The organism is Pseudodesulfovibrio mercurii, assembly GCF_000189295.2.
Taxonomy (GTDB): Bacteria; Desulfobacterota; Desulfovibrionia; order Desulfovibrionales; family Desulfovibrionaceae; genus Pseudodesulfovibrio; species Pseudodesulfovibrio mercurii.
In genome coordinates, this window is sequence record NC_016803.1 from 706921 (window position 1) to 732640 (window position 25720).

The 25720-nt window shown below is 62.3% G+C and carries 29 protein-coding genes; 16 read left to right on the forward strand and 13 right to left on the reverse strand.

All coding sequences use genetic code 11. The features are described from left to right. The first annotated feature begins 6 nt into the window (after positions 1–6). The 3 genes from DND132_RS03315 to hisF all read left to right on the forward strand — a co-directional run bounded on the left by DND132_RS03315 (position 7) and on the right by hisF (position 2343). A complete protein-coding gene (locus tag DND132_RS03315) occupies positions 7–777 on the forward strand; it encodes a J domain-containing protein (RefSeq protein ID WP_014321292.1) in 771 nt (256 codons plus the stop codon). A gap of 155 nt (positions 778–932) precedes the next feature. Further along, positions 933–1574 carry an imidazole glycerol phosphate synthase subunit HisH gene (gene hisH, locus DND132_RS03320; protein ID WP_014321293.1) on the forward strand — a complete coding sequence of 214 codons (642 nt, stop codon included), beginning with the start codon at positions 933–935 and terminating at the stop codon, positions 1572–1574. Then, the gene (gene hisF, locus DND132_RS03325) at positions 1564–2343 is read left to right on the forward strand and encodes an imidazole glycerol phosphate synthase subunit HisF (RefSeq protein ID WP_014321294.1); all 780 of its coding nucleotides are present in this window, start codon (positions 1564–1566) and stop codon (positions 2341–2343) included. Before hisH ends, hisF begins: the two co-directional genes overlap by 11 nt. Positions 2344–2438: 95 nt before the next feature. Here hisF and DND132_RS18145 read toward each other — a convergent pair whose 3' ends face one another. The 5 genes from DND132_RS18145 to DND132_RS03345 form a co-directional block, all read right to left on the reverse strand. Continuing rightward, on the reverse strand, positions 2439–3005 hold the full coding sequence (locus DND132_RS18145) for a hypothetical protein (RefSeq protein WP_148266933.1): 567 nt from the start codon (positions 3003–3005) through the stop codon (positions 2439–2441). 209 nt (positions 3006–3214) lie between these two features. Next, a complete protein-coding gene (moaC, locus tag DND132_RS03330) occupies positions 3215–3694 on the reverse strand; it encodes a cyclic pyranopterin monophosphate synthase MoaC (RefSeq protein ID WP_014321295.1) in 480 nt (159 codons plus the stop codon). 3 nt (positions 3695–3697) lie between these two features. Further along, on the reverse strand, positions 3698–4810 hold the full coding sequence (dnaJ, locus tag DND132_RS03335; protein WP_014321296.1) for a molecular chaperone DnaJ: 1113 nt from the start codon (positions 4808–4810) through the stop codon (positions 3698–3700). A gap of 10 nt (positions 4811–4820) precedes the next feature. Beyond that, positions 4821–5048: a DNA-directed RNA polymerase subunit omega gene (gene rpoZ, locus DND132_RS03340; RefSeq protein WP_014321297.1), complete on the reverse strand. Its 228-nt coding sequence runs from the start codon at positions 5046–5048 to the stop codon at positions 4821–4823. 34 nt (positions 5049–5082) lie between these two features. Beyond that, positions 5083–6423: a DUF4340 domain-containing protein gene (locus DND132_RS03345; protein WP_014321298.1), complete on the reverse strand. Its 1341-nt coding sequence runs from the start codon at positions 6421–6423 to the stop codon at positions 5083–5085. Positions 6424–6587: 164 nt separating this feature from the next. On the opposite strand from DND132_RS03345, the gene DND132_RS03350 reads away from it, so the two are divergent. From DND132_RS03350 to DND132_RS03410, 13 genes are all read left to right on the forward strand, one after another. After that, on the forward strand, positions 6588–7337 hold the full coding sequence (locus DND132_RS03350; RefSeq protein ID WP_014321299.1) for a tRNA lysidine(34) synthetase: 750 nt from the start codon (positions 6588–6590) through the stop codon (positions 7335–7337). A 62-nt stretch (positions 7338–7399) separates the two neighbouring features. Then, entirely contained in the window at positions 7400–8305 is a 906-nt protein-coding gene (locus DND132_RS03355; RefSeq protein WP_014321300.1) for a M23 family metallopeptidase, read from the forward strand. Positions 8306–8428: 123 nt separating this feature from the next. Continuing rightward, on the forward strand, positions 8429–9217 hold the full coding sequence (gene fliR, locus DND132_RS03360) for a flagellar biosynthetic protein FliR (protein WP_014321301.1): 789 nt from the start codon (positions 8429–8431) through the stop codon (positions 9215–9217). A gap of 12 nt (positions 9218–9229) precedes the next feature. Next, entirely contained in the window at positions 9230–10300 is a 1071-nt protein-coding gene (gene flhB, locus DND132_RS03365) for a flagellar biosynthesis protein FlhB (protein WP_014321302.1), read from the forward strand. A gap of 61 nt (positions 10301–10361) precedes the next feature. Continuing rightward, complete coding sequence (flhA, locus tag DND132_RS03370) at positions 10362–12461, forward strand: flagellar biosynthesis protein FlhA (protein ID WP_014321303.1); 2100 nt, start codon at positions 10362–10364, stop codon at positions 12459–12461. Between the two features lie 9 nt (positions 12462–12470). After that, entirely contained in the window at positions 12471–13547 is a 1077-nt protein-coding gene (locus DND132_RS03375) for a flagellar biosynthesis protein FlhF (protein ID WP_014321304.1), read from the forward strand. 17 nt (positions 13548–13564) lie between these two features. Then, complete coding sequence (locus DND132_RS03380) at positions 13565–14392, forward strand: MinD/ParA family protein (protein WP_014321305.1); 828 nt, start codon at positions 13565–13567, stop codon at positions 14390–14392. Continuing rightward, entirely contained in the window at positions 14334–15119 is a 786-nt protein-coding gene (locus DND132_RS03385) for a FliA/WhiG family RNA polymerase sigma factor (RefSeq protein ID WP_014321306.1), read from the forward strand. Before DND132_RS03380 ends, DND132_RS03385 begins: the two co-directional genes overlap by 59 nt. A gap of 23 nt (positions 15120–15142) precedes the next feature. Beyond that, a complete protein-coding gene (locus DND132_RS03390) occupies positions 15143–15523 on the forward strand; it encodes a chemotaxis response regulator CheY (RefSeq protein WP_014321307.1) in 381 nt (126 codons plus the stop codon). Between the two features lie 93 nt (positions 15524–15616). Then, a complete protein-coding gene (locus DND132_RS03395; RefSeq protein WP_238528318.1) occupies positions 15617–16249 on the forward strand; it encodes a flagellar basal body-associated FliL family protein in 633 nt (210 codons plus the stop codon). A gap of 3 nt (positions 16250–16252) precedes the next feature. Continuing rightward, positions 16253–16579 carry a hypothetical protein gene (locus tag DND132_RS03400; protein ID WP_014321309.1) on the forward strand — a complete coding sequence of 109 codons (327 nt, stop codon included), beginning with the start codon at positions 16253–16255 and terminating at the stop codon, positions 16577–16579. A gap of 23 nt (positions 16580–16602) precedes the next feature. Beyond that, complete coding sequence (locus tag DND132_RS03405; RefSeq protein ID WP_014321310.1) at positions 16603–17010, forward strand: hypothetical protein; 408 nt, start codon at positions 16603–16605, stop codon at positions 17008–17010. A gap of 8 nt (positions 17011–17018) precedes the next feature. After that, positions 17019–17846: a hypothetical protein gene (locus DND132_RS03410; RefSeq protein ID WP_014321311.1), complete on the forward strand. Its 828-nt coding sequence runs from the start codon at positions 17019–17021 to the stop codon at positions 17844–17846. 309 nt (positions 17847–18155) lie between these two features. Here DND132_RS03410 and lpxC read toward each other — a convergent pair whose 3' ends face one another. The 8 genes from lpxC to DND132_RS03450 form a co-directional block, all read right to left on the reverse strand. Continuing rightward, positions 18156–19073, reverse strand: a complete 918-nt coding sequence (lpxC, locus tag DND132_RS03415; RefSeq protein WP_014321312.1) for a UDP-3-O-acyl-N-acetylglucosamine deacetylase — start codon at positions 19071–19073, stop codon at positions 18156–18158. A 181-nt stretch (positions 19074–19254) separates the two neighbouring features. Continuing rightward, positions 19255–20106, reverse strand: a complete 852-nt coding sequence (gene prmC / locus DND132_RS03420) for a peptide chain release factor N(5)-glutamine methyltransferase (protein ID WP_014321313.1) — start codon at positions 20104–20106, stop codon at positions 19255–19257. Positions 20107–20125: 19 nt separating this feature from the next. After that, a complete protein-coding gene (prfA, locus tag DND132_RS03425) occupies positions 20126–21193 on the reverse strand; it encodes a peptide chain release factor 1 (protein ID WP_014321314.1) in 1068 nt (355 codons plus the stop codon). A gap of 3 nt (positions 21194–21196) precedes the next feature. Next, positions 21197–22123, reverse strand: coding sequence for a DUF1385 domain-containing protein (locus DND132_RS03430; protein WP_014321315.1), 927 nt, complete (start codon positions 22121–22123; stop codon positions 21197–21199). Between the two features lie 198 nt (positions 22124–22321). Then, the gene (rpmE, locus tag DND132_RS03435; protein ID WP_014321316.1) at positions 22322–22549 is read right to left on the reverse strand and encodes a 50S ribosomal protein L31; all 228 of its coding nucleotides are present in this window, start codon (positions 22547–22549) and stop codon (positions 22322–22324) included. A gap of 191 nt (positions 22550–22740) precedes the next feature. Then, positions 22741–23058 (reverse strand): TusE/DsrC/DsvC family sulfur relay protein, encoded by a 318-nt coding sequence (locus DND132_RS03440; RefSeq protein WP_014321317.1) that lies wholly within the window; start codon positions 23056–23058, stop codon positions 22741–22743. A gap of 210 nt (positions 23059–23268) precedes the next feature. After that, positions 23269–24996 (reverse strand): YcaO-like family protein, encoded by a 1728-nt coding sequence (locus tag DND132_RS03445; RefSeq protein ID WP_014321318.1) that lies wholly within the window; start codon positions 24994–24996, stop codon positions 23269–23271. Then, positions 24993–25718: a class I SAM-dependent methyltransferase gene (locus tag DND132_RS03450; RefSeq protein ID WP_014321319.1), complete on the reverse strand. Its 726-nt coding sequence runs from the start codon at positions 25716–25718 to the stop codon at positions 24993–24995. Before DND132_RS03450 ends, DND132_RS03445 begins: the two co-directional genes overlap by 4 nt. Positions 25719–25720 lie beyond the last annotated feature (2 nt).

The following is a 25720-nucleotide window of genomic DNA, read 5'->3' on the forward strand; positions in this document are numbered from 1 at the left end:
CTTCCCATGAATCTCCAGGAGTGCCTCAAAGAGCTTCAGCTCGCCCCAGGGGCGAACCTGGAGGAGGTCAAGTCCGCCTTCCGCAAGCTGGCCTTCAAGTACCACCCGGACCTGAACCCGAGCCCACGGGCCGCCGAGAAGTTCCGCGTGGTCAACGAGGCCTACGTCACGGCCCGCAAGCTCCTGGACCTCGCCGGACCCACGCGGTCCGCGTCCCACGGCCCCGAGGCCGAGCCCACGGCCAGCCGCGAACAGGGGGCCAGGGCCTACGCCCGGCAGCGGGACAGGACGCCCCCGCCCAAACCGGAGAAGCCGCGCCGCTCCACCCGGGCCAAGAACCAGAAGTATTACTACCGTGAGGAGGAGGTCCTGCGGACCATCCTCAACGACCCCTTCGCCAAGAAGGTCTTCGAGGACATCTACTCCCAGATCCGCAAGGACCAACCGGGCTACAAGGGCCCCCTGGAGCTCAAGAAGCGCAGCCTGCAGCTGCACTGGGGCGAGCGGACCCTGAACCTGGACTTCTCCAAGGGCATCAAGGGGTGGCTCACGGGCCAGATGGACTTCGAGCAGACCGTCCACTACCCGGCCTCCCACCTCCTGCCGGGCCGCAAGGTGCGCATCACCGTGGAGCACCCCTTCACCAAGGGGCCCAGGACCATCGAGGTCACCCTGCCCCAGGACTTTGTGGTCGGCCGTCCCATCCGGCTCAAGGGATTGGGCCGAAAGCTCGGGCCCTTCAAGGGCGACCTGCTGTTGCGCATCCTCGGGAAATGACCGTTTCAGGGGCCGGACGCGGTCCTGACAACCCCCCGCCGAAACGAACATTTGCCAATCCTGGCATACATTTTTGCCGGTGCAATAAAAGCCTTGTTTTCCCCCGGTATTTTTACTAGTCGCTGTAGCATACCGAGTATCAAGCGGAGGAACCCATGCTCGCCATCTTCGATTACAAGGCGGGGAACCAGACCAGCGTCCACCGGGCCCTGGAGCACCTGGGCATCCCGAATGAAATCACCAACGACCCCGTGAAACTGGACAATGCCACCGGGATCATCTTCCCGGGCGTCGGCGCCGCCGGCCAGGCCATGGAAGAGCTCGAATCCGGCGGCCTCGACCAGGTCATCAAGAAGCTCATCGCCCAGAAGAAGCCCGTGCTCGGCATCTGCGTGGGCTGCCAGATTCTCCTGGACTACTCCGAGGAAAACGACACCAAGGCCCTGGAGGTCATCCCCGGCGAATGCCGACTGTTCAACCCTTCCTGGGTGGACTACGAGGACATCCAGATCCGCGTGCCGCACATGGGCTGGAACCAGGTGGAGCTGATCAAGGAGTGCGAGCTGTTCGACGGTATCGACCCGGACGCGGACTTCTACTTCGTGCACAGCTACTACCCCGCACCCGCCGAGGAGTTCGTCATCGGCACCACCCGCTACGGCATCGACTTCTGCTCGGTGCACGGCCGCAAGGGGCTGTGGGCCGTCCAGTTCCACCCGGAAAAGAGCGGCCGTCCCGGCCTGAAGATGCTCCGCAACTTCTACAACTACTGCGTGGAGGCCGGAAATGCTGAGTAAACGGGTCATCCCCTGCCTCGACGTGCGCAACGGCCGTCTGACCAAGGGCATCAAGTTCGAAGGCAACGTGGACATCGGCGATCCGGTCGAGTCCGCCAAGCGCTACTACGAGGACGGCGCGGACGAGATCGTCTTCTACGACATCACCGCCTCCCACGAGGCGCGCGGCATCTTCCTGGACGTGGTCGAAAAAGTCGCCTCCCAGATATTCATCCCGTTCTCCGTGGGCGGGGGCATCAACTCCGTGTCCGACATGCGCGACGTGCTCGTGGCCGGTGCGGAAAAGGTCTCGGTCAACTCCGGCGCGGTCAAGAACCCGGACATTATCAGCGAGGGCGCGGCCATGTTCGGCTCCCAGTGCGTGGTGCTCGGCATGGACGTCAAGCGCGTGCCCAAGTCCGAGGACATCCCCTCCGGCTTCGAGATCGTCATCCACGGCGGCCGCAAGTACATGGGCATGGACGCCATCGAATGGGCCAAGACCGGCGAGGCGCTCGGCGCGGGCGAAATCTGCCTGAACTCCATCGACGCCGACGGCGTGAAGAACGGCTACGACCTGGAACTGACCCGGCTGGTGGCCGAGGCCGTGACCATCCCGGTCATCGCCTCCGGCGGCGCGGGCAACCCCCAGCACATGGTCGACGCCGTGACCGAGGGCAAGGCCACGGCCGCGCTCATCGCCTCCATCGTCCACTACGGCGAATACACCATCCCGCAACTCAAGAAATACATGTCCGAACACGGCGTCCAGACCCGCATGGTCTGGTAGTTCTAGCCGAATCATAGAAAAGGCCGTTCTCTTCACAGAGAACGGCCTTTTTCTATGCTCATTTGCACATAATATTAAACAATATAATGTAATTATTATTTTTGTGGCACTATCTCTATTTGTCGCTTCCGAAAATCAGACCGATTGATTGTTGCAAGGATTTTCTCAACGCCATTCGCAATTCTCTCTGAAGGATCTTCCCCTATTTTAGTAATACCTTCTAACACTGCTACATTGATATGAGTTGTGAATATATGTTGATTACCAATAACATCATAACATTTTGACGTTATTGATGTTGGGCATTCCCTATAATGCCTAAACGACCCGATTGAATGCCTAATTTCTTGTCCAGGTTTTAGAATATCCCAATTCAAAAATGACAACTCATTAAATGTCTTACCTGACTTTTCCCCTTCAAGAGAGATGTCGGGATTAGCTTCAATTGTTACATTACGAGCTACGCCCATCCCTGTATTCACAATTACAAGCTCCATGTAAAACAAAAACTTACTTGGCTCTATTGTAACCACAACGCACGGTTGTATTTGGAGAAGACGGGCAGATTTAGCTTCAATGGCGAGGGTACGAGTATACCACGCCAAAATAGCTGTAAGCAAAAAAAGTCCACCAGAAATCATTACTGTTGCAACATCAGCCATTGCATCCTCCGTTAACTCTTTGGAAAAATTATTTTCAATTTCCAATTCTTTATAGCTATAATGTGCCAGCCATCTCTAATCAGCCCTATTTATTGTATCTGTTTACAATAAACCAACCCTAATACCAATCAGTTATATCCATAACGCTACACAAAAAAAGCTGGCATACAGATGTATGCCAGCTTTTTTATTTTAAAATAACAAGTTAACTATTTGGCGGTAAAAATCCCGGACTTCCCGCCGGACTTGTAGACCAGCCGGCATTTGTCGATGACGATGTCCTTCTGGACCGCCTTGCACATGTCGTAGATGGTCGCGGCGGCCACCTGGCAGCCTATCAGGGCCTCCATCTCGACGCCGGTCTTGTAGGTGGTCCGGACCTCGCATTCGAGTTCGATGGTCGAGGCCTCGTCGTGCACGGTGAAGCGCACGTCGATATAGCTGATGGGCAGGGGGTGGCACATGGGGATGAGGTCGCTGGTCCGCTTGGCGGCCTGGATGCCCGCGATCTTGGCCGTGGTCAGGACGTCACCCTTGGGCAGGGCGTCCTCCTTGAGCAGGCGCATGGTCTCCGGGGAAATGCGGACCAATCCCCGGACAATGGCCGTGCGGCTCGTGTCGTTCTTGGCGGAGACGTCCACCATGCGGGCGTTGCCGTCCTGGTCCATGTGCGAAAAGCCTTGTGCCATCGTCTACTCTCCCATGACCTTGTCCTTGGCCTTCTTGAAGAAGCCCTTGGCCCGATTCTTGAGTTTTCCTGCCTCGATCTCGGCGAACTCCCGCAGGAGCTCCTCCTGGCGGGCGTTCAGCTTGGAGGGGGTCTTCACGCGGATCTCCACGAGCAGGTCGCCGTTCTGGGTGGAGCCGAGATGGGGCAGCCCCAGGCCGCGCAGCCGAAAGACCTCGCCGGACTGGGTGCCGCTCGGGATGTCCAGGTTGACCGGCTCGTCCAGGGTGGGCACCTCCAGGCGATGGCCCAGGGCGGCCTCGACCATGGAGATTTCCCGGCTGATGATCAGGTTCTGGCCCTGGCGCTCGAAGGTGTCGTCGGGCGTGACCCGGATGACCACATAGAGGTCGCCCGGAGGGCCGCCGTTGACCCCGGCCTCGCCCTCGCCGCGCAGCCGCAGGCGCGAGTTGTTGTCCACGCCCGCCGGGATGCGGACGCTCAGGTCCTTGTCCTGGATGACCGTGCCGCGCCCCATGCAGGTGTCGCAGGGGTCGGTGATCAGCTTGCCCGCGCCGTGGCACTGGGGGCAGGTGGCGGAAATGCGGAAGAATCCCTGGGACTGCTGGACCGTGCCGGACCCGCCGCACTGGGGGCAGGTCTGGGGCGAGGAGCCGGGGGCCGCCCCGCTGCCGCCGCAGGTCTCGCAATGGGTCTCCACGGGAATCTTGATGGACACCTCGGTGCCCTTGGCCGCGTCCCGGAAGGATATCTCCAGGTTGTAGCGCAGGTCGGAATCGGCCCGGGGGCGGTTGGCCCGCCCGGCCGAGGAAAAGCCGAAGACCTCGCCGAAGATGTCGCTGAAGGCGCCGAAGATGTCCTCGTTGCTGGAAAAGCCGGAGAAGCCGTTGCCGTTCACGCCGTCGAAGCCGAACCGGTCATAGGACTGGCGCTTGTCCTGGTTGCCCAGGACCTCGTAGGCCTCGGCGGCCTCCTTGAATTTGGATTCGGCGTCGGGATCATCCTGGTTGCGGTCGGGATGATACTTGAAGGCCAGTCTCCGGTACGCCGTCTTGATCTGATCCTGGGTGGCGGTCCGCTCCACCTCCAGGATCTCGTAGTAATCGCGTTTGGACATGACCGGCTACTTAGGCTTCCTCGGTTTCGGAAGAATGCAGATGCAGGTCGGAGGTGGTGTCGGGGATGACCTTGCCGGCCGCGATCTCGCGCAGGGCGTTGACCACTTCCTTGTTCTTGGAATCGATCAGGGGTTCGTACCCTTCGCGGTACTGCTTGACCCTCTTGATGGCCATCTGGGTGATGAGAAAGCGATTGCTCACTTTGGCCAGACAATCTTCAACGGTGATCCTTGCCATGCTATTCTCCTTAAAGACTTCGTTCGAAGCGCCGTTATTCCACTTTTCCGGGCTCGCCCGCCGGGAACATCCCTTGCAGGTCCTTGAGCAGCCGGGCGGAGACCGGGTAGTACATGCCGTCTCCGTTCTTCATCCAACACTGTCCCTGGGGCAGCTTGGGATCCGCGTAGAAGGTGATCCCCTTCAGTTCGTTCCCGTCGCCGTCCAGCAGGCGGCAGTGCATGAGCTTCACAGCCGTGGCGGCCAGGTTGTTCAGGGGCAACGCCTCAAACTGTAACTCTGTAAATCGCCAGAGCGCCATGTCAATGCCGGGGATGTCTTTTTCCCCTCCGTCCACGCGCCAGCCGGTGTGCCCGCGACGGACCACGTAACGCCGGTCGCCGTTGACGACGACCAGCAGGGCAACCTGGCCGATGTCCAGGGAGAACACGTTGCGCCCCTGGACGTCGAAGGCGCTCTTGACCAGCTGACTGACGCTCTCCGCATCGAGCAGGAACGGCACGGTCAGCCAGGAAGAGCGGCCGAAATAGTGTTTGGGGTCATCCTCGATGGTGAAGAATTCCACCGTGGACGGCTCCTTGGCGTCGTCCGACCAGACCTTGATGGTCAGGGCCGCCATGCCCTTTTCCGGCACCGCGGGTTCGAGCACCAGCCTGCCCGCCCGCAGCAGGGCCAGGGCGTGCAGGTAGAGCTTGAGCTCCGAGCTGGACGCCTCCTTGCCCTTGAGGTAACCGGGCAGGACGAAAACGAACCCCTTGGACTCGCGCCGGGCCACCCAGCTCGAACCGAACGGCTGGACCAGCTGCACCTGGCTGACCTGCTCCTCGTTGAAACGAAAGACCTTGGTGTCGAGGAAGTAGGCGGCCGGATGGGCGAGCTGCTCGAAGACCTCGCCTCCGAATTCGTAGACCCGGCCGGGCGTCTCCGAGTTCCAGCCGTAGGTCTTGCCGGACTCGCCCCGGGCGAACCTGAGGTTCAGGGGCGGCACGTTCTCGTCCCGGAACTGGACGATGAGCTTGAGCTCCGGCTCGGTCAGGCCGTACTCCCCGAGCATCTCGGATTCGTTCCCGTCAAAGGCGAGCAGCGGCACCAGTTCCGGCACCCGGATCAGGTAATCCCGGACCCGGTCGCCCAGGGCCCTGGCCGAGACGTTCCAGGACGCGCCCGGGACCCGCGCCACCCATCGGTCGCCGTCGAGGACGAGGGTATAGGCCTCGCCCCCCTGCCGGACGTGCACGGACTTGACCTTCTTCAGGGGATGTGCCAGCCAGCGGGACGTCACGACCTGTTTTTCCATGCCGGACCTGTACCAGTACGCGCCACCGGCCAGGGCGGCCGCGAGCACGATGACGACAAGGAACAGTATCCGTCTCAAAACAGGCATCCTCCGGGGGGACCTGGTTCCGGGCCCGAACGGACGGTTCGGACCGTGACGCGAAAGCTTGTAAAGCTGCCCCAAAGGGGCTTGCAAGTCAAGCAGGAATACTCTATCTGCCTGACCTGACCCGCCCTGCAGCAAATCGAACGGGAGAACAACAGATGGCCTCATGGGGCAAACTCACCTTTGCGCAGAAAAAATGCGTCACCGCCACGGGCAAGCTCATGCAGCAGACCGACATGGTCACGGGCGGGGCCCGCATCGGCCTGGCCATTTCCGGCGGCGTGGACAGCTTCCTCATGCTCAAGGTCATGACCATCCGCCGGGCGATCATGCCCTTTCCCGTGGAGCTGATGGCCCTGCACGTCAACCCCGGCTTCGACCCCGCCTCCCATGCGCCGCTGGTCAGGTGGTGCGCGGAAAACGGGCTGGCCGCGCACGTGGAGCTGACCGACTTCGGCCCGCGCGCCCACACCGAGGAAAACCGCAAGAATTCCCCGTGCTTCTGGTGCGCCATGCAACGCCGAAAGCGGCTCTTCGAGCTGTGCCGCGACTACAACCTGACCCACCTGGCCTTCGGACACAACGCCGACGACAACGTGATCACCTTCTTCATGAACGTGGTCCAGAACGGGCGCGCCGACGGGCTGTCGGCCAACGAGCCGTTCTTCGGCGGCAAGCTCAAGGTCATCCGGCCGACCATGCTCCTGGACAAGAAGACCGTGATCAAGGCGGCCGCCCAATGGGAGCTGCCCATTTGGGAAAACGTCTGCCCTTCCAACGGATTCACCAAAAGGGACGAAATCCATGAATGGCTACGGGCCATGTGGCGGAAAGATAAACGTATAAAAAACAATATCTTCAACGCCATAACCCGGCAACAAGTCGACTTGACAAGCAAAAAAGTCTAGACTAATAGTACTCAAAGTCCGAGTCCGGCTGCTCTGCAAACTTGTAACATCCTGGAAAGGTAATGCTTTTCCGAAAATACCACATAGTTGTCTTCAGAGACAAACAGGGTTCTTGCAAGAAATTCCAGCTCCGAGGCTGGGTTATCATGTTCCTCTTCCTGATGACGGTGTCCATGGCCGCGGGCAACGTCATTCTCTGGAATAAATACGCCGAGCACTCCCGTATCGAGCAAGGCCTCAACATCGCTGAAAAAACCGTCCAGGAACAAAAAACCCAACTCCTCAGTCTCTCCCAGAAGATCACCTCCCTCCAAGGCAACCTGAGCCGCATCCGCGATTTCGACTCCAAGCTCCGGGTCATGATCAACCTGGACCAGGACGGCAGCCAGGCCGCCGCCCCCAAGGGCGGTCCCGCCAACGAGAATTTCTCCAAGGGCTACCTGCCCCTCTACCGCCAGGAACTGCTCGCCCGCAAGATGCACGAGTTCCTGCGCCAGTTGAACGTGGAGGCGCGCCTCGAAGAGGTCCGCCAGCAGGAAATCATGCACACCCTGCGTTCCAACCAGAACATCCTCGAAGCCACCCCGTCCATCTGGCCGACCTCCGGCTGGGTGACCTCGGGCTTCGCCTGGCGCACCTCGCCCTTCACGGGCAAGCGCGAGTTCCACAAGGGGCTCGATATCTCGGCCCCGCGCGGCACCCCGGTCTATGCCCCGGCGCGCGGCAGCGTGACCTTCGCCGGACGCGACGGCTCCTACGGCCTGTGCATCCGCCTGAAGCACAACGCCAGCCTGACCACCCGGTTCGCCCACCTGAACCGCATCGCCATCAAGAGCGGCCAGGAAGTCACCCGCGGCGAGCTCATCGGCTACGTGGGCAACACGGGCCGCTCCACCGGCCCCCACCTGCACTACGAGGTCCGCCTGAACGGCGTGCCGGTGAACCCCAAACGGTACATCCTCAACTAAACCGGTTCCCGTTTCACGAATGTCCAGGGCCCTTTTGGAATGCCACATTCCGGAAGGGCCTGTTCGTTTCCGGGCGGCACGGTCCGACGCCCCGATTGGTTCGGGTTTTGCAATGACGCGATAATGGAGCTTTTCGGATTCCAACCGAGCGACCTGCTCAGCTATTTCCTGACGCTGTTCCGCATCAGCGTCGTGCTCTTTCTGCTGCCCTTTTTCGGCGGGCAATCCATCCCCAAGGTGGTCAAGGCCGCCCTGGTCCTGGTCCTGTCCATGGCGCTCTGGCCGCAGCTTTCCTTCCCCGGCTCCCTGATGCCCACGGGCTGGAACATCGCCATCATGTTCCTCGGCGAACTGGTGCTCGGCCTGATCCTCGGCATGCTCGTCAATTTTCTGTTCGCGGCGGTCCAGCTGGGCGGCCAGATCATCGGTTTCCAGATGGGCTTCGCCATGGTCAACGTGGTCGATCCCATCACCGGCACGAGCAACGCGGTCTCGGCCCATTTCCTGTACATGTGCACCATGCTGACCTTCCTGGTCCTCAACGGCCACCTCTATCTGCTCAAGGCCGTGGGCATGAGCTTCCAGTACATCCCGCCGGGCACCCTGCTGCTCCAGCCGGAACTGGCCAACGACATCTTCCACTTCTCCAACCTGATGTTCACCCTGGCCATCAAGATCGCGGCCCCGGTCATGGCCGCCCTGTTCCTGGTGGACCTCTCCCTGGCGCTCATCTCGCGGGCCGCGCCCCAGATGCATGTGCTCATCCTCGGCTTTCCCATCAAGATCACCGTGGGCTTCTTCTTCCTGGGCTTCATCTTCTCCATCATGGCCCAGTACGTGGGCGACTACCTGACCGGCCTGAACAACATGTACGAGAACGTCATGCGCTTCGGCATGTCCGGCCTGCAATAGGGGACGGCGTCCATGATCGGCCAGGAAGATCCGAGTAAAACCGAAAGGGCCACCCAGAAGCGGCGCGACAAGCAGCGCGAGGAGGGCAACGTCGCCAAGGGCCAGGAGATACCCAAGGTCATGACCCTGCTGGCCGGAGTCCTGACCCTGCGCTTCATGATCGGCTTCTACAGCGACCAGTTCACCGAGATCTACCGCTGGACCTTCCTTGAGGCCATCAACTTCCAGGTGGACAAGCCCATGGCCTACGCCCTGTTCGCCTGGGGCCTCAAGAAGATGGCCCTGCTGGTGGTGCCGTTCATGCTGGTCCTGGCCCTGGTGGCCTTCCTGTCCCTGCGGTTGCAGGTGGGCTCCCTGTGGACCACCAAGCCCCTGGAGCCGAAGTTCGGCAAGCTGTTCAACATCATGAGCGGCATCAAGAAGCTCATGCTCAGCCCGGACGCCCTGCTCAAACTGGGCAAGAGCCTGCTCCAGGCCATGGCCGTGGCCATCGCCCCGTATATCGTCATCCGGCAGGAGCTGCCCAACCTGCTCCCCTTGTTCCACTCCAACGTCCAGGGAATCCTCGCCTTCATCGTCACCGTGGGCTACAGGATGGTCTGCTACGCCCTCATCCCCATGCTGCTCATCGCCGTGGCCGACCTGGTCTACGAGCGCTGGAACTACGAGGAGCAGATCAAGATGACCAAGGACGAGATCAAGGACGAGCGCAAGCAGGCCGAGGGCGACCCCAAGATCAAGCAGAAGCAGCGCCAGAAGATGATGGAGGTCATGGCCTCGCGCATGTTCCAGGACATCCCCAAGGCGGACGTGGTCATCACCAACCCGACCCACTACGCCGTGGCCCTGCAGTACGACCCGCTGAAGGCCCCCGCGCCCCTGGTCCTGGCCAAGGGTGTGAACAAGGTTGCCGAACGAATCAAGGAAGTTGCGCGCGAGAACTCCATCCCCATCGAGGAAAACCGACCCTTGGCACAGGCTTTGTATAAACAGGTGGAGATCGGAGAAACCATCCCGGAGGAACTGTTCCAGGCCGTGGCCGCAATTCTGGCGAAGCTGGAGAAATTCAAGCGACGCCGCTAGTTGCGAGGCCTGACACCCTCCCCGGAATCCACAGACGAACCATCCGAGAGGTGTCAAAAACATGGCCCAGCCTTCCGCCAAGACCGCCATCCCGAAAATCGACTACAGCAAGTTCGCCAAGCAGGGCGACATCCTCCTGGCCGGAGGCGTGGTGGTCATCCTCTTCGTGATGCTCATCCCCCTGCCGACGCCGTTCATCGACTTCATGCTCTCGGTCTCCATCTCGCTGGGTCTGGTCATCCTGGTGACCTCCATGTTCATGACCTCGCCGCTGGAATTTTCCATCTTCCCGTCGCTCCTGCTGGTCACCACCCTGCTGCGCCTGGCCCTGAACGTGGCCACCACCCGCGCCATCCTGCTGCACGGCGACGAGGGCACCTCGGCCGCGGGCTCGGTCATCCAGAGCTTCGGCGAGTTCGTGGTCGGCGGCAACTACGTCATCGGCATCGTCATCTTCATGATCCTGTTCATCCTGAACAAGACCGTCATCGTCACCGGCACCACCCGCATCGCCGAGGTGGCCGCCCGCTTCACCCTGGACGCCATGCCGGGCAAGCAGATGGCCATCGAGGCGGACCTCAACGCCGGGCTCATCGACGAGGAGCAGGCCACCAAGAAGCGCGAGGACCTGCGCCGCGAGGCCGACTTCTACGGGGCCATGGACGGCGCAGGCAAGTTCGTGTCCGGAGACGTCAAGGCCGGCCTGATGATCACGGCCATCAACATCATCGGCGGCTTCCTCATCGGCGTGCTGCAGAAAAACATGGAGTGGATGGACGCGGCCCATACCTACACCCTGCTGACCATCGGCGACGGCCTGGTGGCCACCATCCCGTCCCTGATCATCTCCACCTCGGCGGGCATCATCGTCTCCCGCGCGGCCGCCGAGGCCAAGATGGGCGAGGAATTCATCGGCCAGCTGTCCTATCATCACCGGGCGCTCAAGCTGGTGTCCGGCATCCTGGTCATCTTCGGCATCGTTCCCGGCATGCCGACCATCCCGTTCCTGACTCTGGCCGCCATCGTCTTCGGCGTGGGCCATATCTCGGCCAAGCAGCGGCGCAGCTTCACCGTGGCCCAGGAGGCCAAGGAGCAGAAGCAGCCCGCCACCCTGGACACCCCGGAGGAGGTCCAGGCCCTGCTGCCGCTCGACCAGCTGGAACTGGAGGTGGGCTACGGGCTCATCCCCCTGGTGGACGAGGAACAGAGCGGCAACCTGCTCTCGCGCATCCGCTCCATCCGCCGCCAGTTCGCCCTGGACATGGGCGTGGTCGTACCCTCCCTGCACCTGCGCGACAACCTCCAGCTCAAGCCCGGCGAGTACCGCGTGCTCATCAAGGGCAACCCGGTTGCCAGCGCGGAGCTGCTCATCGACCACTACCTGGCCATGGACCCGGGCGACGCCAAGCACCGCATCGAGGGTGTGGAGACCGTGGAGCCCGCCTTCAACCTCCCGGCCGTGTGGATTCCCGAGGCCCAGAAGGAGGAGGCCATGCTGGCGGGTTACACCGTGGTCGATCCGTCCACGGTCATCGCCACCCACCTGACCGAGGTCTTCCGGCGCAACCTGCACGAGTTCCTCGGCCGCCAGGAGACCCAGGAGCTGCTCAACAACCTGTCCAAGCGCGCGCCCAAGGCCGTGGAATCCCTGGTGCCCGCCGTGCTCAGCGTGGGCGGCGTGCAGAAAGTCCTCCAGGCCCTGGTCCAGGAGAACGTCTCCATCCGCGACCTGCTGACCATCGTGGAGACCCTGGCCGACTACGCCCCGGCAACCCAGGACCCGACACAGCTCACGGAATACGTCCGCGCCCGCATGGGCCGGACCATCGTCAAGCCGTATCTCGGCGACAACGGGGTGCTGCCGATCATCACCCTGAACCCGCAGATCGACGAGATTCTGAACAACGCCATGCGCCCGGCCGAACAGGGCGGCTACCTGGCCCTGGAGCCGGGCATGGCCCAGAGGATCATCCAGGCCATCAACCGCTCGACGGAGGACGCCATGGTGGCCGACGGCCAGCCCATCCTGTTGGTCACACCGCAACTGCGCTCGCAGCTGGCCCAGCTGCTGACCCGGTTCATCCCGACCCTGCCGGTCATCTCCCAGGCCGAAATCCCGGCGGACGTCAAAATTCAGTCGGTCGCAACCGTCGAACTCTAGGACCAGATTATGAGAATGAAGACTTACCGGGCCGCCACGTCCACGGCCGCCTTCGCCAAGGTCCGATCCGAACTCGGCGACGAGGCCGTGATCCTGTCCAACAAGACCGTCACCGAGAACGGCTGCAAGTGCTGCGAGATCGTGGCCGCGGTGGAGAGCGATCCGCAGCCGCGCCGCCCGCAGCGCGACACCAGGGACGGCGTGGTGGACGCCGCCCTGCGCGACTCGGTGGGCTGGCAGCGCGAATGGAGCCAGATCAAGGGCCAGATTCTGGCCCTGATGAAGCCGCAGATGGACCCGACCCGGCTCTCGTCCAAGCAGCGCATCGCGCTGGAATACCTGGAGCGCGAGGAGGTGGACGAACGGGTCCTGACCCACGTCTACTGCACCATGCGCGAAACCCGCGACCTGCCGGTCATGGGAGCCCTGGACCCGCTGCTCAAGGCCACGCCGTTCCGGGCCGGGACCTGGACCAACCGCTTCCACGCCTTTGCCGGGCCCGGCGGGGCCGGAAAGACCTCCAGCCTGGTGCGCCTCGCCCTGCGCATGAAGAAGGAGCAGCCGGGCATGCGCCTGTGCCTGGCCACGGCCGACGGCGGCCGGGGCAAGGGCCGCCTGATCCTCAAGCACTACGCCGAACTGAGCGGCCTGGCCTTCCGCGAGATCATCACCAAGGACGACTTCGCCCTGCTCCGCGACGAGGCCCGGCAATTCGACATGATCCTCATCGACCTGCCCGGCCTGTCCGGGAGGACCACCCTGGAGGAATGGTCGCGCCTCTACGGCCTGCACGAATGCCCGGACCTGTCCATTCACCTGGTCCTGAATCCCTACTACAGCAAGGGCCAGTTCGAGCGTTTCGTGGACAAATACAAAAGTGAACAACTAGCCAGCGTTATCTGGACGAAACTCGATGAAGCCTGTACATTCGGGGCAATATTGAACATGGCTTTCGCCGGCGGACTGCCGGTCTCGGCCCTGTCCTACGGCCCCGGCCTGAAGAACAGCATCAGCCCGGCCACGGAAGAGATGATCTGGCGACTCATGTTCATGCGCAGGCTGCCCGACGGCACAACCCAACCCTAAGGAGCGCGTCACCCGTCATGAGCTCGAATCTTCCCCTGGTCCTCTCCGTCACTTCCGGCAAGGGAGGGGTCGGCAAGACCAACATGTCGGTCAACCTGGCCTATTCCCTCAGCGCCGCGGGCAAGAACGTGGTCCTGCTCGACGCGGACCTGGGGCTGGCCAACGTGGACGTCATTCTCGGGGTCACGCCCAAACACAATCTCTTCCACCTGTTCCACGAGGACATGACCCTGGACAAGATCCTCTTCGACACCCCCTACGGCTTCCGCATCCTCCCGGCCTCGTCGGGCGTGAGCGACATGGTCAACCTGGACAAGGGCCAGAAGCTCGAACTCCTGGATGCCATGGACTCCCTGGAGGACAACGTGGACTACCTCATCGTGGACACGGGCGCGGGCATCAACGACAACGTGCTCTACTTCAACCTGGCCGTGCAGGAACGACTGCTGATCATCACCCCGGAGCCCACTTCCCTGACCGACGCCTACGCCCTGATAAAGGTCCTCAAGCTGCACCACGGGGTGGAGAAGTTCCGCGTGCTGGTGAACATGGTCAAGGACGTGAACATGGCCCGCGAGGTCTACCTCAAGCTCCTGAACGCCTGCGACCACTTCCTGGACGGCATCTCGCTGGACCTGGTCGGCTTCGTGCCCTACGACCAGAACGTGCGCAACGCGGTCATCGCCCAGACCCCGTTCTGCCACAAATTTCCCAAGACCCCGGCCAGCGTCGCTGTCCGGCAGACGGCCCAGAAGGTCAAAAACTGGCAGGTAACCCCCAACACCGATGACAATATTAAATTCTTCTGGAAAAAGCTCCTCTTCCAGGAACGATCCGTGGCTTGAGCTGGAACAGGGCGTCAGGCATTGGGACGATTTTTCGCCGAGGGACCGGGAAAACATCGTCCGCTACTACGCGCCCAAAATCCGGATCCTGGCGCTGCGGCTCAAGGCCAAGCTGCCCCAGAGCGTGGAGCTCAACGAGCTCATCAGCGCGGGCAGCCTCGGTCTTCTCGATGCCTTGGGAAAGTTCAACCCGGAGCTGGGGATCAAGTTCGACACCTACTCGGAGAACCGCATCAAGGGGGCCATGCTCGACGAGCTGCGGCGCATGGACTGGTTCTCCCGGGGGCTCCGGCAGAAGGTCAAGGTGCTCGAGGACTCCATGCGCCAGATCGAGCACGAGACCGGCTCCCCGGCCACCACGGAACAGCTCTGCGCCCACACCGGCATGTCGGACCGGGAGGTCCAGCAGGGACTCGAAGCCCTGAACAACCAGGTCTGCCTCAGCCTGGACTCCTTCCAGGAGAACCTCGTCGGCCAGAAAAAAATGACCGACAACGAACCGTTCCAGTCGGCCGCCTTCCAGGAGATTGTTGACAAAGTAGCCAATCTCATTGAAGAATTGACGCCAAGAGAAAAATTGGTCATATCTCTGTATTACGGAGAGGAGCTGAACATGAAGGAGACTGCGGAGGTTATGGACATAACCGAGGGCCGCGTCTCGCAACTCCACTCCCAAGCATTGAATAAATTGAGAAAAACGTTCAGAGCTCGTTACGAAAACGAGTAGCATCCACGTAAAGGAGACTTTCGATGGCTTACAACACCAACATGCGCGTCCTGGTTGTAGACGATTTCTCCACCATGCGTAAAATCATCAAGAACATCCTGCGCCAGCTGGGTTTCAACAACATCGTCGAGGCCGATGACGGCTCCACCGCCTGGGAAGTGCTCAACAAGGACAACATCGACTTCATCGTCTCCGACTGGAACATGCCGACCATGTCCGGCATCGAACTGCTCCGCAAGGTGCGCGCCAGCGAGGAGTACTCGGACATCCCCTTCCTGATGGTCACGGCCGAGGCTCAGCAGGAGAACATCATCGAGGCCGTGCAGGCCAAGGTGTCCAACTACATCGTCAAGCCGTTCACCCCCGAAACCCTGGGCCAGAAGATCGAAAAAATCTTCGGCTAGGCGACCTCTGCCCGATAGGCGTGTGCCATGGTCCTGCTCGTCCCGGATGATGCCGATGATGTAACCGACGCTCCCGCGCAGCGGAAAGCGGAGTTGGACGATGCCGCGGCGAGCCGGGCCACCCAGAAGGTCGATCTCGACCTCGACGACGCCCCGTTCCTCGAAGACGAGGACGAGGACGAGGAGATCGAGGAAGTCCCGGTCGAGACCCCGCTCCTGACCGAGGACGGCGGCAAGCCCAGGCTCGGGCTGGTCGCCCTGCTCAAGAACAAGTTCGTGCTCATGGGACTGGGCGTCATCCTGGTCCTGCTGGCCGTCATCGTCATCCTCCTGCTGCGCGAACCCGAAACGCCGCCTCCGCCCCCGCCGCCCGTCGAGGAGACGGCCATCCCGCAACCGGAACCCGAGGCCCCGGAGACGCCGCAGATCATCGTCAAGCTCGACCCGTTCCTCATCGAGCAAGTGGACGAGGCGGGCAAGATACGCTTCCTCGAGGTCAGCATCCTCCTGTCCACCGAGGACGAGGGACTGGCCCGGCAGTTCAAGCAGGAGACGTATGCCGTGCGCAACGCCCTGTACTACTATCTCAAGAATAAGGATCTCGAATTTCTGTCCGATAAGGAAAACAGCGAGAAACTGAAAAAGGAACTGCTGGTCATCATCAACCAGTACATGGGGTTCGGCCAGTTCGACACGCTGATGTTCGAACAATATCTTGTGAGGTGATCCATGAGCACCACGCCGTTGGACCTGCCCATACTCATTTCCCAGCTGCCCTTCGTGCAGAAGATCGCCCATGCGGAAAAGGCCACGCCCGAGATCAACCAGCAACTCTTCGGCCCGCTGATCCAGGAACAGCTCCGCAAGCGCGAGGGCACGGTCCAACAGGTCCAGAAGAACGCCGCCACCGATCCCGTGGACCGCGACGGCCACAACGACCGGCAGCAGGAGGCCGCCCCGGAACGCCGGGGACGCGAACCAGAAGAGGAGGACCCGGACACCGGGGCCTCGGACGGCTCACCCTGGTCCGGCAACATCGTCAACGTCAAGATATGACCCCTTGAGGGGGCAACCCAGCCATGTCCAACCTGCTCATCATCCTGTTCACCCTCAGCGAGGTCGTCCTGCTCGGCGTGGTCATCGTCTTCTTCCTCCGCCTGCGCAAGTCCGAGACCCTGCTCTCCGGCCTGCACGCCAAGCAGGAGGAGTTCATCAAACGGTTACAGTTCAACACCCAGCTGGAAAACGAACTGGTGGCCACCTTCGAACAGCGCCAGCAGGAGCTGGTCGCCCTGAACACCCAGCTCGAAAACAAGGCCGCCGAACTCAGAAAGCTGGTCAAGCTCGCCAACGAATACGCCAAGTCCCCGCAATTCATGCGTGAAATCATTATCCAGGGGCACCGCTCCGGCAAGACCGCGATGCAGCTCGCCAAGTCCACCGGCCTCGGGCTGGAGGAAGTCGAACTGATCATCGACCAGGCCTAGGTGTCGCCGTGCGCATCTCGGGTTCAGGCTCCGGCGGCTCGTCCTTCGGCGGCAGCCGGTCCGACCGGTTCCGCAACCGTCACCGGCCCGGCCAGAAGGTCCGGGGCGTGTTGCTCAAGAATCTCCCGGACGCAATGGCCTGGGTGGACATCGACGGTGAACGGCTCCTGGCCCAGCTTGAAACCGTTCACCCCGAGGGCAGTCGCCTGCTCTTCCTTATCCAGCAGCTCGCGCCGCGCATCGTGCTCAAGGAACTGTCCGGCGGCGCTCCCCACGGCCAAACCGCCACCACCCTGTCCCGCATCGGCGACTTCGACTCCGCCCGCACCCTGTTCGAAAACCGCTTCCGGACCGCGCTCCGCCAGGCCGACCGCTTCGGCCGTCCCCTGCCCCTGCCCGATTTCCTGGCCCTGCTGGCCGCCACACCGCCGCTCCACGCCGCCTACCAGGACGCGGCCAACTGCGCCGACGCCCTGTCCGCGATCCTGCACACCTCGGCCAGGGTCACCCTCGCCTACCAGCCCTGGCTCGCGCCCGCCGCCCTGCGCCAGACGACCATCGTGCGCACCGCCGACACCGGGACCGGCCTGACCGAAACCGTGGTCGAATTCGACCATCCGCGCATGGGCCTGACCCGCGTCCAGTTCCTCCACAAGGCCGACGCCCTGTCCTGCCGCGTGCAACTGCAACACCCCGAACACGCCGACACCCTGGCCCGCTACCTCGATACCCGCAAACACCCCCAGGCCCCGTTCCAAATCCAACTCCTCGGCGTGACCAAACTCCCCCGCACCCAACACAGCGGCCTCCTCGCCGAATTGCTGTTGAAGAAGTAAGACGCCCCCGGCCCCCCATCCCCATCCTTTTCCAAAGCTTTTTACCGCCGCTGAGCGGTGTGGGGCGCAGGGAGGCGTGTTCTTGTACTAAGTGGATAGGACATTGAACCAGAACGAGGCACGAAAAGTGCTTCCGCACGGTTACCGCGAAGCGGCGCCAAAAAGTTTTGGAGAGTCCAGAGAACCTTTTTCAAAAGTTTCTCTGGCGGGTCCAGGGCAGCGCCCTGGCCGCCGGAGGCGCCCGGCCGGCGAGGCCCAAAAAAAAGCCCGCCGGGTGGCGGGCTTTTGCGTGATGCGTGATTGGATCGCCTAAGCGACGGCCGGGGCAGGGCGGAGCTGTTCGCGGGCCGGGGCCTTTTCCATGGCGGGGACGGATTCGACCTTTTCCTCAAGGTAGAGGTCGCGGTTCTCGTCCAGGTGCCGCAGGAAGGCGTTGTTCAGGGCGTGTCCCGAGGCGAAGACCTCGAAGTGACCCTGGAGCCGCGCGCCGAAGGTGGCGATGTCGCCGACGAAGTCGAGCATCTTGTGGCGCACGAACTCGTCGTCGAAGCGCAGTCCCTCGGCATTGAGGATGTTGTACTCGTCCAGGACGACCGCGTTGTCCAGGGACCCGCCCAGGGCCAGGCCGTTGGCGTGCAGGTAATCGACTTCCTTCAGGAAACCGAAGGTACGCGCCTTGGCGAGATGCTGGGCGAAGTTCTCGGGCGTGATCTCCAGGGACATGTGCTGGCGGCCGATGAGCGGATGCGCGAACTCGATGGTGTAGTCCAGGCGCAGGCCGTCGTACGGGCGGGCCTTGATGTACTTGCCGTCCTGTTCGAACTCCATGGCCTTCTTGACGGCCATGACCTTGCGGGGCTTGTTCAGCTTGCGCACGCCCGCCTGCTTGAGCAGGTAGACGAAGGAGGCGGCGCTGCCGTCCATGATGGGCACTTCCTTGCCCGAGACCTCGATGTGGATGTTGTCGATGCCCATGCCGTTGATGGTGGCGAGCAGGTGTTCGACGGTGGCCACGGTCTCGCGGCCGTCCCCCAGCACCGTGGCCAGGCTGGTCTCCACGACCAGGGACGGGGCGGGGGTCAGGAACGTGGAACCGGACCCGTTCCGCAGGGAGAACAGGATGCCGGTATCTTCCGCTGCGGGCCGAAGGACCATTTCCACCTGCTTGCCGCTGTGGAGTCCGATTCCGGTGCAACGTACTGATCTATGTATAGTCGTCTGAGACATTATTCCTCCGGTTGATTAACCGATCATCCATAAGCAAGAACAATGCCATAAAGACGAAAAGCTATAACTACACGTTTTGTATTGATTTTTAGTCAAGCAAACGATCCAAACACGTGTTGCATTCAAGCAACTCTTTGTTTTTTTACCACAAGGTACGGCTGAAGGTGTTGCATTTGTACGATTAGTTTCGCCGCGCACAGACCACGCGATCCAGCCCGGCGAGGTCCTTTCGCACCCCAACCGCTTCGAATGATGGATATTCGCCAGCAAGGATATTCATTACCGCGCACCCCTGTTCCCAGCCGATTTCCATGAACATCCAGCCGCCAGGCCGGAGCATGTCGGCCACGCGGGGGAGCATGGCCCGGATGTGGTCCAGGCCGTCCGGGCCGCTGACCAGCGCGCCGGTGGGCTCGAAGCCGGTGACCTCTCGGCTGGCCGCCTCGAATTCGGCCTCGGTGACGTACGGCGGGTTGGAGACGACCAGGTCGTACGGTCCTTCCGGGGTTTGGCTAGTGAAATCCGCCTGAAGAAAGTCCAGCCGGTCCGCCACGTTGTGGGTCCGGGCATTGGCGCGGGCCACATCCAGGGCATCAGGGCTGATGTCCACGGCCACGCCCCTGGCCTGGGGAAAGAGCACGGCGATGGTCACGGCCAGGATGCCGGAGCCGGTGCCGAGGTCGGCGAAACGGAAGGGCTGGTCCTTGGAAAAGCGCTCCTCCACGGCCTCGACGATGTGTTCGGTCTCGGGCCGGGGGATGAGCACGGCGGGCGAGACCGCGAAGTCGAGGCCGTAGAACTCCCGGTTGCCCAGGATGTAGGCCACGGGTTCGCCCGCCTCGCGGCGCGCGACCAGGGTTTCCACGGCGGCCAGTTCCTCGTCGGTCAGGACCCTGCCCCGGTCCAGGTTCAAGGCCGGGCGCGAGCAGCCCAGGGCGTGGGCGGCCAGGAGTTCGGCGCTCAAACGAGGCGAGTCCACGCCGGACAGGCGGGACTCGCACCGTTTCAGCACGTCCTGAATATTGCGGGGCACAGGGGCTCCTCGGGGGCGGCTAGTCGCCCTGCCGCTTGAGGGCTTCGGCCTGGAAGTAGCTGATCAGGGCGTCGGTCAGATCCTGCAATTCACCCTCCATGATCTGGGGAAGCTGGTGCAGGGTCAGGTTGATGCGGTGATCGGACACGCGGCCCTGGGGATAGTTGTAGGTGCGGATGCGCTCGGACCGGTCGCCGGAGCCCACCTGGCTGCGACGGTTGGCCTCCTGCTCCGCCTTGGCCTTGTCCTGCTCGATCTGGAGCAGACGGGAGCGCAGGACCTTGAGGGCCTTGGCCTTGTTCTTGTGCTGGGACTTCTCGTCCTGGCAGATGACGATCATGCCCGAGGGGATGTGGGTCACGCGGATGGCCGAGTCCGTGGTGTTGACCGACTGGCCGCCGGGACCCGAGGAGCGGAACACGTCCACGCGCAGGTCCTCGGGGCGGAGATCGATATCCACCTCCTCGGCCTCGGGCATGATGGCCACGGTCACGGCCGAGGTGTGGATGCGGCCCTGGGACTCGGTGGCCGGGACGCGTTGCACGCGGTGGGTGCCGGACTCGTACTTGAGCTTGCTGTAGACCTTGTCGCCGGAGATGGAGGCGATGACTTCCTTGTAACCGCCGGAACCGGTGTGGTTGGCGCTCATCTCCTCGACCTTCCAGTGGTTGATCTCGGCGTAGCGGGTGTACATGCGGTACAGGTCGGCCGCGAACAGGGCCGCCTCGTCGCCGCCGGTACCGGCGCGGATTTCGAGGATGATGTTCTTCTCATCCATGGGGTCCTTGGGCAGGAGCAGGACCTTGAGCTGTTCCTCGATCTCGGGCAGTTCGCCCTCGAGGTCGTCGATCTCGGCCTTGGCCATCTCCCGGATCTCCGGGTCGGCGTCGTTGAGCATCTCGCGGTTGTCGTCCAGCTCCTGGGAAAGCTGCTTGTACCGACGGAAGGCCTCGACCACCTCGCTCAGGTCGGCATGGGCCTTGGAGACCTTCTTGTACCGTTCCTGATCGTTGAAAATATCGGGCTCGGCCAGTTCCTGCTCCAAAAGGACGTATTTTTCCTCAATCTCTTCAAGCTTGCCAAACATGGTCTAGCACTCCTCGGCGTTAACGGCGCAGCGCAGGGCGGCGATGGCCACCTCAAGCTGGCTGTCGTCGGGTTCCTTGGTGGTCAGCAACTGCATCATCAGACCGGGCCAGCACAACAGCTTGCACAGCCAGTTCCGGCTGTATTTCCCGGCGAACTTGATCATCTCATAGGCCACGCAACTGACCGGAATCATGAGAAAGAGCTTCATACCGACGATGTACAGGTGTTTGACGGCGAAATGTTCCGGCGAATAGAAGGTCAACAGCCATGGCACGAGCACGGCGTAGAGCACGATGGACACCGCCAGGACGAAGAGCAGGAAGGCGGTGCCGCAGCGCGGGTGCAGGCGGCTGTAGAAACGGCTGGACGCCGGGGAGAGCTCCTTGCCCTCCTCCCAGGTCCAGATGACCTTGTGCTCGGCCCCGTGGTACTGGAAGACCCGGCGAATGTCCGGGATGTACGAGATGGCCAGGATGTAGCCGACGAAGACGATCATCTTGATCAGCCCGTCCCAGGCGTGGAAACTCAGGGAGTCCACGTCGCCGCCCAGGCCGAGCAGCTCCATGCCCAGGGACAGGAAATGGGGCACGACCACGAACAGGCCGAGCGCCGCGCCCAACGCCACGACCATGGTCAGGACCAGGTGCCACGTGGTCAGCTCGCCGCCCTCCTCCTCGGAGTCCTCGGCGGCCTGCATGGCGGAATAATTGAGGGCCTTGATGCCGTTGACCATGGTCTCCATGAGCACCGGGAAGCCGCGCAGGAAGGGTTTCTTGAGCAAGGGATGCCTGACCATGGTGAACCACGGACGGACCTCGGTGACGATCTCGCCGTCCGCCTTGCGGACGGCAATGGCGAGATTGTCCCGGGCGCGCATCATCACGCCCTCGATCACCGCCTGGCCGCCCACGGCCTGGGGTGCGGCCATCGTCAGAATTCCTCGCAGTCTCAAGCAGATACCCTCCGGTAAAGGAAACGGTCCCCGGGTCGGCCCGCGCCATGTCCCGTGTACGGAGAATCATGGATTCCCCGTCGATTGTAAAGCGCCGGATAAAACAATATGCCTCCGAAGGGTACGCGACCCCACCGAAGGCATATGGTCTCGGCTTGCGCCGAAAAAACGAAGCTACTTGGACTTGGCGGCCAGGGTGCTCAGATCGCCGTACTTCTTGCGGAAGCGGTCGATGCGGCCGGCGGTGTCCACGAAGCGCTGCTTGCCGGTGTAGAACGGATGGCAGTTGGCGCAGATTTCCACCTCGAACTCCTCACCCTTGGTGGTCAGCAGCTCGGCCTCGTAACCGCAGTGGCAGCGGACCTTGGCCTTGTAAGTCTTGGGATGAATATCGTTTTTCATGACTATCTCCTGTCATTCTTTTTGCGTGGAACTCGGTCTTATACGCACTGCCCCACCGCTTGGCAAGGAAAATTTCCGGGATTTTCCCGGTTTTCGCGGTCTTGCGCCCTCGCCCCGCCCCACGGCCGCCAAAGGCGCAAAAAAGGCGGGGGCCGAAGCTCCCGCCTTTGTCAGTCGAGTTCGGTTGAGAACTAGACGCAGCCGGTGGGCTTGGGCAGGCCGGCCATCTTACAGGCTCCCTTGCCGGGTCCGGACGGGAACAGTTCGTAGATCTGCTTCAGCTTGAAGCCGGTGACCTTGGAGAGGATACGGACCATCGGAGCGATACCGTTCTTCTTGTAGTAGTCCTGCAGGAAGTCGATGACTTTCTGGTGATCCTCGGAGATCTCCTTGATGCCCTCGGATTCCTTCACGTATTCGACCCAAACAGGGGTCCAGTCTTCAAATTTCTGCAGGAAGCCGTCTTCGTCAACTTCGAAAGAAGAGCCCTGGAATTCAACAACAGCCATTGTATCCTCCTAAGTGGATGTTTGTCTTGCTGTAGCTCCGAGGGTTCCCGGAGCGACCTTATCCATTTAAACAGCGATCCGCTGCTTAGCTGCGATCCAAAAGACCGGTGTAAAACCGTGGAGGGACATTACGTCGCCTCCCCAACCTTGTCAAGTACTCGCCACAATTCAATGGAACAAAAAGCGGTCCGAAAAGGCACCCGTAACGAACTAGGATTCCATGAGTTCGGACAGATGATCGCGAGCATACTCCAAGGACGGGTCCATGTCGAGGGCCGCCCGCAGGTAATCCTCCGCCTCCTGCCGGTTGCCCAGGAACTTGTGGCACAGGCCGAGATTGGCCAGGTCGTGGGGCGAGCCGCTGTCGATGTCCAGCGAGGCCTTGAAGTCCTCGGCGGCCAACTCGTACCGGCCGCCCTTGAAGTGGGCCACGCCGCGCAGGTTGAAGAACTCCCGGCACTCGCGGTCCAGCGACACGGCCCGGTCCAGAAGTTCGACGGTCTCCTCCCACGCCTCCATCTGGGACAGGGCGTAGGCCTGGTAGAAGACCGCCAGGCCGCGCTCGGCGTCGGCCGGTTGCAGGTCCACGGATTCCTCGAAGCAGGCCGCCGCGTAAAGCGGATCGCCCATGCGCAGGGCCAGCAGTCCCCGGAAGAACGGAAGGAAGTACGCGCCGGGGTAAATCTCCTCAAGCACGTCCAGCCCCTCCAGGGCCTCGTCGAAGTCCGCGTCCTCGGCCAGGATGCGGCCCACGAACAGGCCAATGGACCGGTGCGGGGTGCGCTCCCGGAAGTCGAAGCCGGGCACGAAGTTATAGTTGGCCGTGACCATCAGCTCCGGGTGCCGGGTGTCCACGGCGTAGAGCGTGTCGCCCTTGTCCGCCAGCCCTCGGGCCAGGGCGGTCAATTCATTATATATGTCCCCGTCCTCCACCGTGGGCAGGGAATCGAGGGGGACCACGCCGCCCCGCTTCAGCCACTCGATCTGATCGAGTTCGGTGAACTTGGGCAGCCCCGAGGCCTCGTACACGCGGCTGGTCTCGAAGTCGCCCGCCAGTTGGGCCACCTCGGTCACGGCGCGGATGGCCGCCTTGACCGGCGAGGCCGCGGTCCCGGCGGTGAAGACGATCTCGCTCAGGGCCGGGAAGGTCTTGCGGTCCCAGGCCACGGCGGCCACGGTGGGCACGGGATAGCCGAGGCTGAAGTCCTTGAGAATTATGGTCACGCCGTTGCGCGCGAAGCAATCGAGCAGACGGCGCAGGACCGGATCGCCGCAGGTGGCCGGGTCAATGGTCGGGGTGACCTGCCGGGAGCGGTCGATGAGCGCGCAGACGTGCCGCTCCACCAGCTCGCAGGCCCCCTGTGCGATGGACTCCTCGAAGGTGTTCCCGGCGGAGGAGCCGTTGAATTCGTTGAGCTTCTTGAACCAGTCCAGGGGGACGTACTCCTCCCGCCCGGCGGCCACGTTGAGGGCCGGGTGGAACCTCCAGCGGATCAGGTCCAGGAGCCGGACGGCCTTGTCCGGCCCGATGTTCTCGCCCACCGAGCGGATCACCTGGCCGACGTCCATGACCCGGCCCGGCCAGCGGGCCTGGGCCTCGGACCAGGTCAGTTCGGTGAAATTCTCCGGGTCGGCCCAGAAGCTGAAATAGGAGAAGCGCTCCACCAGCTCCATGAGGGCCGAGGCCTCGGCCTGCTCCGGGGACGCGCCCTTGCCCATCTGCTTGCGGGTGGGCATGACCTCGCGGGCCTCGGGGCCGCACTCGCTGACGAACACCGGGATGCCGAGACGGCCGGTGTCCACCCGGTCGGTCCGGGCCAGGACGCCGCTGCACTTTTCGGCCAGGGCGGCCTTGACGCGGGCCACGGTCTCCACCGGGCTGCACGCCTTGTCCTGGTCCGTGGTGAAGGATTTGGGACAGTTTCCGAGTTCGATCACGCGGCCTTCCTCTTCATGCGGAACAGGTTGATGACGTTTTCCTCGCCGGTCTCGTTGTCCTTGTAGTTGGCCGCCGACTTCATCATGGCGAAGGTTTCGGCCGCCTTGTCGAAAAACTTCCGGCCCTGCCGCTTGCGGTCCATGGCCATGAAGACCTCGGCGGACGGGGTCTCGGCCAGATGGGCGCCGAGGAAGTCCGCCAGAGGCTCGTAGACAGCCTCCTCGTACAGGACCTCGCAGCCGATGATGTAGTCGAAGCGGCACCCCAGGGAGTCCCTGGTGAAGTCCACCCGCCGGATGTCCACCAGGCCGTCCAGGCCGTTCTTCAGCACGTTGATGCGGCTGAACAGCAGGGCGTAGGGTTCCACGTCGCTGACGGTCACGTGGTGGCCGAGCTTGGCCATGACCATGCCGTTCACGGCGCAGCCCGTGCCCACTTCGAGGACCGAGCAGCCGGGCGTGAACGGAAACCGGGTCAGGGTGTAGCCCAGGACCAGGCAGGAGGGCCAGACCTTGGCCCACAGGGGCAGGGAAATCTTCTTGCCCGACCGAGTCCGGTCCACCAGCTTGTCGAGATACTTGGGCATCTGTTTGACCTGGAGGATCTCCAGGGTCTGGTCGCCGATGGTCACGGGCTCGAACCCGACCTCGCCGAACTCCCGCACGGCGAGGTCGATGAGCGCACCGATGGGCTGTTCCAGGTTGAAAACGGTATCCGCCATTC

Excerpts from the sequence above, each read along its gene's own strand:
- DND132_RS03315 (WP_014321292.1), top strand. The coding sequence starts at position 7 with ATGAATCTCCAGGAGTGCCTCAAAGAGCTTCAGCTCGCCCCAGGGGCG.
- hisH (WP_014321293.1), top strand. The coding sequence starts at position 933 with ATGCTCGCCATCTTCGATTACAAGGCGGGGAACCAGACCAGCGTCCAC.
- hisF (WP_014321294.1), top strand. The coding sequence starts at position 1,564 with ATGCTGAGTAAACGGGTCATCCCCTGCCTCGACGTGCGCAACGGCCGT.
- DND132_RS18145 (WP_148266933.1), bottom strand. The coding sequence starts at position 3,005 with ATGGCTGATGTTGCAACAGTAATGATTTCTGGTGGACTTTTTTTGCTT.
- moaC (WP_014321295.1), bottom strand. The coding sequence starts at position 3,694 with ATGGCACAAGGCTTTTCGCACATGGACCAGGACGGCAACGCCCGCATG.
- dnaJ (WP_014321296.1), bottom strand. The coding sequence starts at position 4,810 with ATGTCCAAACGCGATTACTACGAGATCCTGGAGGTGGAGCGGACCGCC.
- rpoZ (WP_014321297.1), bottom strand. The coding sequence starts at position 5,048 with ATGGCAAGGATCACCGTTGAAGATTGTCTGGCCAAAGTGAGCAATCGC.
- DND132_RS03350 (WP_014321299.1), top strand. The coding sequence starts at position 6,588 with ATGGCCTCATGGGGCAAACTCACCTTTGCGCAGAAAAAATGCGTCACC.
- DND132_RS03355 (WP_014321300.1), top strand. The coding sequence starts at position 7,400 with ATGCTTTTCCGAAAATACCACATAGTTGTCTTCAGAGACAAACAGGGT.
- fliR (WP_014321301.1), top strand. The coding sequence starts at position 8,429 with ATGGAGCTTTTCGGATTCCAACCGAGCGACCTGCTCAGCTATTTCCTG.
- flhB (WP_014321302.1), top strand. The coding sequence starts at position 9,230 with ATGATCGGCCAGGAAGATCCGAGTAAAACCGAAAGGGCCACCCAGAAG.
- flhA (WP_014321303.1), top strand. The coding sequence starts at position 10,362 with ATGGCCCAGCCTTCCGCCAAGACCGCCATCCCGAAAATCGACTACAGC.
- DND132_RS03375 (WP_014321304.1), top strand. The coding sequence starts at position 12,471 with ATGAGAATGAAGACTTACCGGGCCGCCACGTCCACGGCCGCCTTCGCC.
- DND132_RS03380 (WP_014321305.1), top strand. The coding sequence starts at position 13,565 with ATGAGCTCGAATCTTCCCCTGGTCCTCTCCGTCACTTCCGGCAAGGGA.
- DND132_RS03385 (WP_014321306.1), top strand. The coding sequence starts at position 14,334 with ATGACAATATTAAATTCTTCTGGAAAAAGCTCCTCTTCCAGGAACGAT.
- DND132_RS03390 (WP_014321307.1), top strand. The coding sequence starts at position 15,143 with ATGGCTTACAACACCAACATGCGCGTCCTGGTTGTAGACGATTTCTCC.
- DND132_RS03400 (WP_014321309.1), top strand. The coding sequence starts at position 16,253 with ATGAGCACCACGCCGTTGGACCTGCCCATACTCATTTCCCAGCTGCCC.
- DND132_RS03405 (WP_014321310.1), top strand. The coding sequence starts at position 16,603 with ATGTCCAACCTGCTCATCATCCTGTTCACCCTCAGCGAGGTCGTCCTG.
- lpxC (WP_014321312.1), bottom strand. The coding sequence starts at position 19,073 with ATGTCTCAGACGACTATACATAGATCAGTACGTTGCACCGGAATCGGA.
- prfA (WP_014321314.1), bottom strand. The coding sequence starts at position 21,193 with ATGTTTGGCAAGCTTGAAGAGATTGAGGAAAAATACGTCCTTTTGGAG.
- DND132_RS03430 (WP_014321315.1), bottom strand. The coding sequence starts at position 22,123 with ATGGCCGCACCCCAGGCCGTGGGCGGCCAGGCGGTGATCGAGGGCGTG.
- rpmE (WP_014321316.1), bottom strand. The coding sequence starts at position 22,549 with ATGAAAAACGATATTCATCCCAAGACTTACAAGGCCAAGGTCCGCTGC.
- DND132_RS03440 (WP_014321317.1), bottom strand. The coding sequence starts at position 23,058 with ATGGCTGTTGTTGAATTCCAGGGCTCTTCTTTCGAAGTTGACGAAGAC.
- DND132_RS03450 (WP_014321319.1), bottom strand. The coding sequence starts at position 25,718 with ATGGCGGATACCGTTTTCAACCTGGAACAGCCCATCGGTGCGCTCATC.